This is a genomic window from Loigolactobacillus zhaoyuanensis, from assembly GCF_003946385.1.
Lineage (GTDB): Bacteria > Bacillota > Bacilli > Lactobacillales > Lactobacillaceae > Loigolactobacillus > Loigolactobacillus zhaoyuanensis.
In genome coordinates this window covers 1-9,895 of sequence record NZ_RHOE01000076.1, presented here as the reverse complement: position 1 = coordinate 9,895, position 9,895 = coordinate 1, and the positions used below count along the sequence as shown (strand labels likewise).

The following is a 9,895-nucleotide window of genomic DNA, read 5'->3' as shown; positions in this document are numbered from 1 at the left end:
CTGACTGTGGTATTCTGTTCTTGCATCAAGACAATAACCTCTTTCATTGTTTGTGTAGGAACATCAATGATAACAGAGATTTGTCTTGGTGTTTTTTATTTTATCAATTAGCTAAAAGTATTTGGCTAACTTGATTATAAAACGCGCGACTAAAAAAAAGCCACCATTAGCGGCGACTAAATTAAGTAAGTCAGGTTGTTTATTTCAAATGCAAACGTAAGTTCCCGTAACCGACTTTCTATGTTATAGTGAACACAGGTCGTAGATGACGCGGCGTGACGCTGAATTTGCCTAGCAAGTCCTAAGCTGCAGACGGCTTGACCTGTGCGGCTAGTATTAATGTGTCTGCGTGGCCGTTTGCCAATGTTTAGCGGTAAATTCTTCGCGGCTAGCAATTTCTGCAGTAAAGCGTTCTGGGTAGCGTTTATAGTAATCCTGATGTTCTGCTTCTGCCGGGTAGAATGGCTGGACCGCCTCGATCTGGGTGACGATCGGGGCATCAAAACGTCCACTAGCCGCTAATTGCTGGCGGGAAGCTTCAGCTAATTGGCGTTCCTGGTCATTTTGCACAAAAATAACGGGCCGATAATTATCGCCACGATCTTGGAATTGACCCATGGCGTCGGTAGGGTCGGTTTGTTGCCAATAAAGGTCGAGCAACTGCTGATAAGTGATGATCGCCGGATCGTAAGTAATCGCGATCGCTTCTGTGTGGCCAGTGGTGTGAGCTTTGACCTGCTCATAAGTTGGATTTGCCACATGGCCGCCGGTGTAGCCAGAAACGACGCTAACGATTCCCGGCGTTTCATCAAACGGCTGTACCATGCACCAGAAACAGCCACCAGCAAAAATTGCAATTTTATTTTGACTCATATTCAACAGCTCCTATGTTAAAGATTTTGATTTCGTGTGGCTTATTTGTTACGCGGTAACGACAAAAAAAGCGTCCTGCTCCGTTATTCACGAAAAAGGACGCTTGCGCGCGGTACCACCTTAATTACAATTTTAGAAATTGCCACTTAGTCACTTCTGCTTTAAGCAAAAATGTGCTGCGCTAACAGGCAGCTAACCGTTGTCACGCTCAGTTTGCGCGACCCGCTCTGAGGCCATTTTCCTTGATTTTGTCGTGGCATCTTTTCAGCTGATCGATGCTCTCTAAACACGCGCCATCTCGTACTTTCCTCTTCAATGCGTTTTTAAGATTACTTCATATTTTAGCGCGCTGTAAAAATAAGTCAAGCAGCTTTACTCATAATGGTTATTTCTGAACTTTGACTGTAAGCAGAGTTGATCAGACAGACAAAGTTCAGAAAGAACCCTCATAGTGACGGTTGCGGGGCAAATTTATGGTAAAATAAAATCGGATATACGATAGTCGCCATAATTAGTCCTGCAAGCATTTTGGCTAATTGGTGGCTGCGTACGATGATCAATTTAACATAAACTGTTTATGGTGGGGATGCGCGGTGAAACAGATTGCTAAAAAAATGTGGGCATTAGATTTCGGGAGTCTTGGTGTCGGTGAGTTTATTTGTCCAAGTTGTGGTCAACCAGTTAGTTTGCAGGAGGGTACCTGTGCGCACTGTGGCTATGATCTAGTTGCTTATCGACAAGCACACGGAATTCAGCAGCCGCCATTGAGCTCAGCGGCGGCCGCAGAGTCGAGCACTAGTTTTGGGACCATCGATTTCGGTAGCGAAGCACTGCCAGTCGCCAAAGCGGCACGCCAATTAGCGCCGGAAGAAGTGCTGGAATTTGATGCGACTGCAGTGGCCGCTAGCCATGTCGCCGTTGAACCAGCATCACCCAATTATGCGGCCGCGGCAACGACTTCGCACCAGCCGACTAGTTTTGCAAAGCAGCCAGCGGCGACGAGTACCTGGACAAGGCAAACGACCACGACCGATACTTGGTCAGCTGCGGCTAGTCAAACCGTGAACTCTAGCGATGTGGCTAGCAGCGAAACGGTTAGCGCGGCGACAGCTGGGACCGAAAGTTTAGCGGCTTTAGTTGCACAAGTACAAAGCAACCAAGCTGTGGTCAACCAGATGCTGGCCCAATTACAAAGTGATCAAGCGGCACTACGGGAGTTAGCGGATAGCGTTGCAACTAGTGCTGCGGCAGCCGCCACTAGCGCAGCGATGGCACCACGACCTCGTCATCGTAGTTGGTTAGCGCGTTTATGGCAACGGACATTTCGACCACAAAAGCAGTTACCACCGCCGAAATGAAAAACGCCAGCCAAGTTGGCTAGCGCTTTTCTATGTTTGTATAATTGCTAATTAAATATAAGATATGTCATGATCGAATAATACCGTTTACGAGGTCGTGTGCGACCTATCAGGGGGTGACTTTAAGTCAATTTCATATTAACATATCCTGATTTGCTTGACTAGCTAATTTAGAAAATGTCATCTTTGTGTAACATTGAGCGCTTGACTGACTTGACGAACAACGGCTAATTCTTCATCTGTGGGGATCAATAATGTTGTAACCGCAGCATGATCAGGGCTGAGTGCACCTTCGCTAACGCTTTGGTTCCGCGCTTCATCTAGGGTTATGCCTAACGCGCGGCTATTGTGAACAATTCGCGCGCGTAGGTCCGCATCATTTTCACCAATGCCACCAGAAAAAATCAACGCATCGAGGCCGCCGAGTTCAGTATAGTAACTGCCGATGTACTTCACGATGCGATTTACAAATATATCAATCGCTAATTTAGCCCGCGGATTAGTTTGCTCAGCTGCTTTTAGGTCACGCATATCCGTTGAAATACCGGAGATGCCCAGTAGACCTGATTTAGTATTTAATATATCACTCACGACTGCCGTGCTATCCAGCTGCAATTTCTCTTGTAAAAAGGGTACCAGTGCTGGATCTGTATCACCGGCGCGCGTTGCCATGGTCACGCCTGTTAGCGGCGTGAAACCCATTGAAGTATCAAAGGGGATACCGTCTTTGATGGCCGTGATCGAGGCGCCACTGCCGAGATGCAGCGTGATCAATTTTAATTGCGCCAATGGTTTGCCTAGCAAAGTTGCAGCCCGATCAGCTAGGTATTCATGGCTAATACCATGCTCACCGTAACGGCGGATGTGATATTTCTGGGTGTATTCGTAGGGAATACTGTAAATTGCGTTCATTTCTGGCATTTTTAAGAAAAATTGGCTGTCGAAAACCGCCACCTGTTGCGCTTGCGGTAAGGCGGCGGTCAAACGCTTGATGTAGTGGGCTTCTGCTGGATTATGCAGGGGCGCGTAATCACTTAAGGCCAGGATTTGCGTCAATACATTCGGCGTGACCACAGTTGCATGTTTGAAAACATCACCGCCGGCAACCACGCGGTGACCCACGGCAGTGATTTCTTGGCGGGAGCTGATCACAGCCAATGTTTCTAATTTGTCGAGGATCAAGGCGATGGCTTTTTCGGCAGTTAGGTCGGGGAGCGCCTGACTAAATTTCTCTGTCTGCGTAGTCAATTTAAAGTTTGCGACCGGCTGGTTGAGCCGTTCGACTAAACCGTGGGCTAGAATAGTTTCCATTGGCTGCGCGAACAGCTTCCATTTCAGCGATGAACTTCCGGCGTTGATGGTTAGAATTTTTTGCATAGTAACCTCCTTGAATCGGGCAAACACTAATATTTCTTATTGTAATCATAAACTATATTTATGGATAAAGATATTAAAACCACTTTTTGTAAATAAATCCGCTTACGAAAAGTCAGTAAATTGCTTTTTAAATAAAAATGAGTAGAATGAAGTTAGTTAATTAATAACCACAAAGGAGCAATTGCCATGGAAGCCTTACCTAAAGTCACAAAAGCAGAGTTACTCGAGAAAATTAAGAACGGGAAATACATGCTATTTTTCTCCGCTGGTTGGTGTTCAGATTGTTCATTTATTAAACCAGCGATGCCTGATATCGAAGCGGAATACAAAGACTACACGTTCTTAAGTGTTGATCGTGATGAAAACATTGATCTGTGCATCGAACTAAACGTGTTCGGCATCCCAAGTTTTATCGCTTATCAAGATGGTGAAGAGCTTGGCCGCTTCGTTAACAAAGATCGTAAAACCAAGCAACAGGTGGAATCATTCATTAACGAATTACCCGTTGCCGCTGAATAACAACAACTTTGCATAATGCGGTTGTACATTTACAGAAAATAGACCAGGCGTGTGTAAATCACTTTTGGTCTATTTTTGTGCCGTTAGATTTAGTTGGTCAGCCGGCGACTTCGCTGAACGTGGGGCATTTAATTTAGCGTTGACCGCGAAATTTTACGATCAGTGGATGACTAACCGGTGACTGTATTCTATAATGTAACTATATGAAGAGAATTTTCTGGAAAAGGAGCGGCAGCAATGACGGAACTTTATTTTATTCGCCACGGACAAACGGTCATTAATCAAGAAGACAAAATCAATGGGGCCCATGTTGACACACCGCTGACGGCGGCGGGGATCAGCGGCGCCCAAGCAGCTGGACTTGAACTGCAGCAAGTGCATTTTGATCAAGTTTTTGTCAGCCCACAAAAGCGCGCCCAAACCACGGCTAAGTTGGTATTGACGGCCAATGCGGCGGCGCCAACTGTGCAGGTAGCTGAGCAGTTGCATGAAATGAGTTTCGGTGATTGGGAAGGCCATTTGATTGCTGAAGGCAAGCGCGATCCCAATATGTTGCGCTTCTTCACTGATCCCGCGCATTATGATCCCCGGAGCTATCACGGTGAAACTTTTACCGAAGTGGTTGCCCGCGGTCAAGCATTTTTGCAACGAGTGGTAACGGCCTTTCCCCAACAGCGTTTGCTGGTTGTCGGTCACGGCACGATGCTGACCTTGCTGGTACGCTCGGCAGTTGGCGCGACGATCAGTGAGATCATGACGCAACCGCCATTGGATAATACCAGCATCAGCGTTTTACACGGCACGCCAGGGGCTGGTTTTACGTTGGACCGCTGGAACGATACGAATTTCTTACAGCCGGCTATTGACAGGCTCGCTTAGCTAGGCTATATTGAAACTAATTTGATAATGAACACGTTAAGGCCAGTAGTCGCTTAGTGCGCTTGCAGAAAGTCAGTGGGGCTGAAAACTGATAGCAGCTAAGTCGATGAATTACAACTTTGAAATGCCGTGTTGACGCGCATGTCGTTTACATGTATGAGTGGTGGCAATGGCCATAACTTGGGTGGTAACGCGGAAATTTTCGTCCCTGATCAATGGATCGGGGACTTTTTTTATGGCTTTTTAACGTGAAAACACTTTAATTGTAGAATAGGAGAAAAAAACATGACAGATATTATCGCAGAATTAACTTGGCGCGACGCAATCAATCAAGTGATCGACGAAGACGGCCTTAAAGAATTGACCCAGCAAAAGGCGATCAGTCTGTACTGTGGGGTCGATCCCACTGGCTCAAGCTTGCACATTGGCCATTTGATCCCCTTCATGGTGCTGAAACGATTCCAACTAGCCGGCCATCATCCAGTGATCGTGATCGGCGGCGGTACTGGTGCGATCGGCGATCCTTCTGGGAAAAATTCCGAACGTGTCTTGCAAACAATGGCTCAAGTTCAGCTAAATAAAGAGCATTTAACTGCACAAATGGTTAATTTATTTGGTACCGATAACTTTACGATCGTCGATAACTACGACTGGCTATCGAAGCTTTCTTTGTTAGACTTTTTGCGTGATTACGGTAAATTATTTAACGTCAACACGATGTTGAATAAGGAAATCGTGGCTAGTCGCTTGGAAGTCGGCATTTCTTACACTGAATTTACTTACCAAATTTTACAGTCGATCGATTTTCTACATTTGTTCAAGCACAACGATGTGCAATTACAAATTGGTGGCGCCGATCAATGGGGCAACATCACCGCCGGGACTGACCTGATCCATCGGCAAGAAGGCGCGGAGGCTAAAGTCTTCGGCTTGACGATTCCGCTGATGCTAAAAGCCGATGGCACTAAATTCGGCAAAACGGCTGGCGGCGCAGTTTGGCTGGATCCCGAACGGACCACGCCTTACGAATTCTACCAATTCTGGCTGAACCAAGACGACCGCGATGTTGTTCGTTACCTGAAATACTTCACGTTCTTGGATCAGGCGGAAATTGCGGCGTTGGCGGAAAAAGTGGCCACCGAGCCTGAAAAGCGTGAAGCTCAACGGCGGTTAGCACAAGAAGTGACGACTTTTGTTCATGGTGAACAGGCGGTCGTGGCGGCGGAACACATCTCCAAGGCGCTATTTTCTGGGGATGTTACCACGTTGACTGCAGCAGAGATCGAACAAGGTTTTCATGATGTGCCCGCCGTTGATGTGTCAGCTGCCAAAGCGAACATTGTGCAGTGGTTAGTCGATACCAAGATCGAACCTTCCAAGCGCCAAGCCCGCGAAGACGTCACTAATGGCGCGATCACGGTTAATGGCCAGCGGATCCGCGACGTAGAGTTTGAATTAGATCCAACCGCTAACTTTGACGGTCGGTTCGTCATTGTCCGCCGCGGTAAGAAACGTTATTTCTTAGCACACGTTAAATAAATAAGGATTGCAGTGCTGCGCCAAATTTTGGCGCAGCTTTTTTGTCGTTGCGCAGACATAAAAAAACCACTGGCTTAATTAAGTCAGTGGTCAGGAGTAGGGTTAGCCGACCGATTTGGGAGGATCGATCGACTGATTTTTCATTACTTGGAGGAGTATGAAAAAGTTAGGGTTGTAGTATAGCCAGGATGGGGCTCCACGACTATAAAATAAGTTTAACAAGAATATGTGAACATTTTATGATAGAAGCTTTATAAAATAATGAAAGCGGATTGAGTGCTGGAACCATTGACGTAATGACTAAACTGCTGCGCCATGCTATAAAGAAAACTAGTGCGGAAAATGGGATCAGACTCAGCCCCATGGCCGGTTGTTGCCGGCCAGTGACTTTTTTGTTTTGATTCAAGGTATTCGTAGATACACCACTAACGGTAGTGGGTGATATTATTTTTGTTCAAGAAAGTCATTTAAACCACCACCAAAGTAGAACGATCAAGACTACAACGATGATACCAATAATAAAGGTTTCTTTATGCGTGGGTGTCTTTGTCTTAAACTCAACCGTAGCCGTAACATGCTTGCCGTTAAACGTTTTAGACTTTCTCATTGTACTTTCCCCCAGATTTGATGATATAATAAAAGTACCAAAAAGGGCGGGCACAACCGCCCTTAATGTAGTCGTGGTTAACCGAAGACCAAATGCACAGTGAAGCTCGCAAAGCCTAAGTTGATTTTTAGATCAACAGTAGCTGACTGCAAGCTTCTTTTTTTGTGCCTTGCGTGTCTCAAGGGAACCACCTCCCTCTTTGGTACCACTACATAATACCTTTTTTAGGTAGTGGGCATCAACCGCATAATCCAATTATCCCTTATAAAACAACTTTCCAGCAGTAAAATAGCACCTTATCACTGCGGTCAGAGGTTATTTACATGTGGTTCACGCCGATTTATTTTCAAGTAGCGAATTAATATATTCGCGCATCTCAAGCTGGATCGTGGGTGGGGCAGCAGTCAACATGACTTTTAACTTGGTCTCGATGTCTTCGTAAAATTCGTTGGGACCAGCCAGTAAATAAAAGCTAAACTGTTTGTACCCCAGTTCGGCGATGAACTTTTCCGGAGCGCCGGCCCAAATGCGCTGATGGAATTCTGTAAATGAAATGCGACCACATTGATATAGTTCTAGAAGATGCATGCGATTACCTCCTAAATTTGGCAACTTTGTTGGTGTTTAGGTGCAGTTACTTAACGACCTCAAACCCATTATACAAACATACGTTCGATAAAGTCAGCCTTATTTTTGTCCGCAAGTCAAAACGCGGTCATTAGCGCTGTGAAATAAAAAAATCATCTGTCAATGCTTAAATAGCGGCATTGACTGATGATTTTTATTTGACTAGCATTTTGATGGATCCGAACGGACTGTGACCTTTGTGATGCCAAGACTATTACATCAAGGGTCTGTGTTAGTATAAATCCTTGTCTGTGTACCTATGGTGTGCAGAGTTTGAAAATCACGCAGTTTGGTCGATTTGTTTTCGTGTCCGAATATCGTAAATTGTGGCCATCATTTTATTGTTGGCAGCATCTTCTTTGGCTTGCACTTCGTCAAATAAATGACCGTATATATTCATAGTCGTTATGATTGATTCATGGCCGAGTCGCTTCTGAATGAATTTAATATTTCGTCCCGTCAGGATCATGCTGCTCGCATGAGTGTGTCTTAGTGCGTGAGAAGTATATTTATGGTCATAAATTGTGACTTTGTCTACCTTGTCAATCACGTGGATCATCCCTAAAGCTAGTTCTAATTTAATCAGCTGCTTATTCACGCCTGCGGGTGATACTGGGAATCCGTCACGCTTGGTAAAAACGTGATTATTTGGATTGAAGTCTTTCACATGTTGCTTTAATGTCTGTTGATAATCATATAGTGATCTTAGAATATTAAGTGTATGTGGATCAATAGATATAGTCCGCATACTTTGCTTGTTTTTCGTTGGTCCAAAGTGTTGCGGGTTTTCATTATATAACCATGTCTTGTTAACGGTGACCTGGTTTTTATCAAAATCAACACAGTCCCAGGTCAGGCCTAGCGCTTCGGAGATACGTAGGCCAGTTGCGCCCATTGTTAAGATGACATAGTTGGATAGATAAATTGGTTTAAGACGGCGCTCAGCTTCTCTCATTAACTGTCCAAAGAAATTAAATGGGATGAACTTGTCCTCCTCAGCCTGCTCGAGATCTTTGTTACCAGTCATCGTAACGCGATAAGTAGGATCACTTTTTATTTTTCCGGTGTGTAAGGCATCAATAATAGCGGCCTTGATCATGTGATGATACTTGTCAACTGTAGACGGAGCATGGCCTTTACCGAATTCATTGATAAAATCCTGATAGTCGTCCCTGCTTAGTTTGGATAGCAGAGTGTCAGAAAAGTACTTTTTGACCATGCTGACGACTACCTTGTAATGAGCATCAGTAGCAGGGCTCTGTTTACCATCTTTATAACGCGCTACCCATTCTTTATAGTAGGAAAAGAATGTTTGATCGGTTTGTTCTACGTAGTTACCGTGTTTTAAATCAAATTCAACCTGTTCCGCCTCAGCAACAGCCGCTGATTTGATTTTAAAGCCGCCCTTTGAGTTTAGTGGCTTCCGTTTTCCATCGACTGTTCTTGATATGCGCCAATACCATGATCCTTTGCGTTTATAATAATAAGCCATTGCTACCTCCATTTGTAAACAAAGTCTGTTGTAATTTACGGGCACGTATGTTCTAAAATGCTTAAAATAAAAATCTCCATGATAAAGAGATTTTTGACAAATTAAGTTGCCTATTTTATACTATACAGTAGTACATATGTTGAGCTGGTCCCCTAGTGCGGTTGCTATTTTATAATAGTAACTAAATCTATGGCTGGCTCTTTTTTATTGGTATTTAACAAAGTCATAAATTCGGATTAGCCGTCGAGTATTTGTTGTAGTATGGAACTCATCATTAGGTTTTAATGTTCTCCTTAAAAAATCACCTAGGACTTCAATGTTGTCCTTATTCCAATCGACTTTGGCTAATAAGAGTAGTTTATCAGCTTTTGATTCCAAGGCTTGTTTAAGTGTGGGACGCCCATTTTTCTTTATTTCTTTTTTCATACGCCAACTAAGCTGAGCATCTAATTTATAGAAACGAGATAGATTACTATCCGCGCGTTTTATAATCAAGTTAGCCAAATACTTTTAGCTAATTGATAAAATAAAAAACACCAAGACAAATCTCTGTTATCATTGATGTTCCTACACAAACAATGAAAGAGGTTATTGTCTTGATGCAAGAACAGAATACCACAGTCA

General features: G+C 44.3%; 10 protein-coding genes and 1 other annotated feature. Of the genes, 4 read left to right on the top strand and 6 right to left on the bottom strand.

Annotated elements, in window-relative coordinates; all coding sequences use genetic code 11:
• Positions 1–336: 336 nt before the first annotated feature.
• Positions 337–873, bottom strand: a complete 537-nt coding sequence (gene msrA / locus EKM76_RS11570) for a peptide-methionine (S)-S-oxide reductase MsrA (RefSeq protein ID WP_125550782.1) — start codon at positions 871–873, stop codon at positions 337–339.
• Between the two features lie 92 nt (positions 874–965).
• Positions 966–1,198 (bottom strand) — a binding site (T-box leader).
• 268 nt (positions 1,199–1,466) lie between these two features.
• Between msrA and EKM76_RS11565 the strand changes: the two genes are divergently transcribed.
• On the top strand, positions 1,467–2,231 hold the full coding sequence (locus EKM76_RS11565; protein WP_125550781.1) for a zinc ribbon domain-containing protein: 765 nt from the start codon (positions 1,467–1,469) through the stop codon (positions 2,229–2,231).
• Positions 2,232–2,411: 180 nt separating this feature from the next.
• On the opposite strand, the gene EKM76_RS11560 is transcribed toward EKM76_RS11565, so the two are convergent.
• Positions 2,412–3,608 (bottom strand): acetate/propionate family kinase, encoded by a 1,197-nt coding sequence (locus EKM76_RS11560; protein WP_125550780.1) that lies wholly within the window; start codon positions 3,606–3,608, stop codon positions 2,412–2,414.
• 186 nt (positions 3,609–3,794) lie between these two features.
• Between EKM76_RS11560 and EKM76_RS11555 the strand changes: the two genes are divergently transcribed.
• The 3 genes from EKM76_RS11555 to tyrS all read left to right on the top strand — a co-directional run bounded on the left by EKM76_RS11555 (position 3,795) and on the right by tyrS (position 6,545).
• Positions 3,795–4,127, top strand: a complete 333-nt coding sequence (locus EKM76_RS11555) for a thioredoxin family protein (RefSeq protein ID WP_125550779.1) — start codon at positions 3,795–3,797, stop codon at positions 4,125–4,127.
• Positions 4,128–4,364: 237 nt separating this feature from the next.
• Entirely contained in the window at positions 4,365–5,006 is a 642-nt protein-coding gene (locus tag EKM76_RS11550) for a histidine phosphatase family protein (protein ID WP_125550778.1), read from the top strand.
• A 285-nt stretch (positions 5,007–5,291) separates the two neighbouring features.
• Complete coding sequence (tyrS, locus tag EKM76_RS11545; RefSeq protein WP_125550777.1) at positions 5,292–6,545, top strand: tyrosine--tRNA ligase; 1,254 nt, start codon at positions 5,292–5,294, stop codon at positions 6,543–6,545.
• Positions 6,546–7,008: 463 nt separating this feature from the next.
• On the opposite strand, the gene EKM76_RS13505 is transcribed toward tyrS, so the two are convergent.
• The 4 genes from EKM76_RS13505 to EKM76_RS11530 form a co-directional block, all read right to left on the bottom strand.
• Positions 7,009–7,152, bottom strand: a complete 144-nt coding sequence (locus tag EKM76_RS13505; RefSeq protein WP_164507649.1) for a hypothetical protein — start codon at positions 7,150–7,152, stop codon at positions 7,009–7,011.
• Positions 7,153–7,482: 330 nt separating this feature from the next.
• Positions 7,483–7,740, bottom strand: coding sequence for a hypothetical protein (locus EKM76_RS11540; RefSeq protein ID WP_125550776.1), 258 nt, complete (start codon positions 7,738–7,740; stop codon positions 7,483–7,485).
• A gap of 319 nt (positions 7,741–8,059) precedes the next feature.
• Complete coding sequence (locus EKM76_RS11535) at positions 8,060–9,271, bottom strand: tyrosine-type recombinase/integrase (protein WP_164507648.1); 1,212 nt, start codon at positions 9,269–9,271, stop codon at positions 8,060–8,062.
• Between the two features lie 204 nt (positions 9,272–9,475).
• A complete protein-coding gene (locus EKM76_RS11530) occupies positions 9,476–9,697 on the bottom strand; it encodes a hypothetical protein (RefSeq protein ID WP_164507647.1) in 222 nt (73 codons plus the stop codon).
• Between the last annotated feature and the right edge of the window lie 198 nt (positions 9,698–9,895).

What these genes read in the sequence shown, in the direction of transcription:
- msrA (WP_125550782.1), bottom strand. Translation starts at nt 873, where the DNA reads ATGAGTCAAAATAAAATTGCAATTTTTGCTGGTGGCTGTTTCTGGTGC.
- EKM76_RS11560 (WP_125550780.1), bottom strand. Translation starts at nt 3,608, where the DNA reads ATGCAAAAAATTCTAACCATCAACGCCGGAAGTTCATCGCTGAAATGG.
- EKM76_RS11555 (WP_125550779.1), top strand. Translation starts at nt 3,795, where the DNA reads ATGGAAGCCTTACCTAAAGTCACAAAAGCAGAGTTACTCGAGAAAATT.
- EKM76_RS11550 (WP_125550778.1), top strand. Translation starts at nt 4,365, where the DNA reads ATGACGGAACTTTATTTTATTCGCCACGGACAAACGGTCATTAATCAA.
- tyrS (WP_125550777.1), top strand. Translation starts at nt 5,292, where the DNA reads ATGACAGATATTATCGCAGAATTAACTTGGCGCGACGCAATCAATCAA.
- EKM76_RS13505 (WP_164507649.1), bottom strand. Translation starts at nt 7,152, where the DNA reads ATGAGAAAGTCTAAAACGTTTAACGGCAAGCATGTTACGGCTACGGTT.
- EKM76_RS11540 (WP_125550776.1), bottom strand. Translation starts at nt 7,740, where the DNA reads ATGCATCTTCTAGAACTATATCAATGTGGTCGCATTTCATTTACAGAA.
- EKM76_RS11535 (WP_164507648.1), bottom strand. Translation starts at nt 9,271, where the DNA reads ATGGCTTATTATTATAAACGCAAAGGATCATGGTATTGGCGCATATCA.
- EKM76_RS11530 (WP_164507647.1), bottom strand. Translation starts at nt 9,697, where the DNA reads ATGAAAAAAGAAATAAAGAAAAATGGGCGTCCCACACTTAAACAAGCC.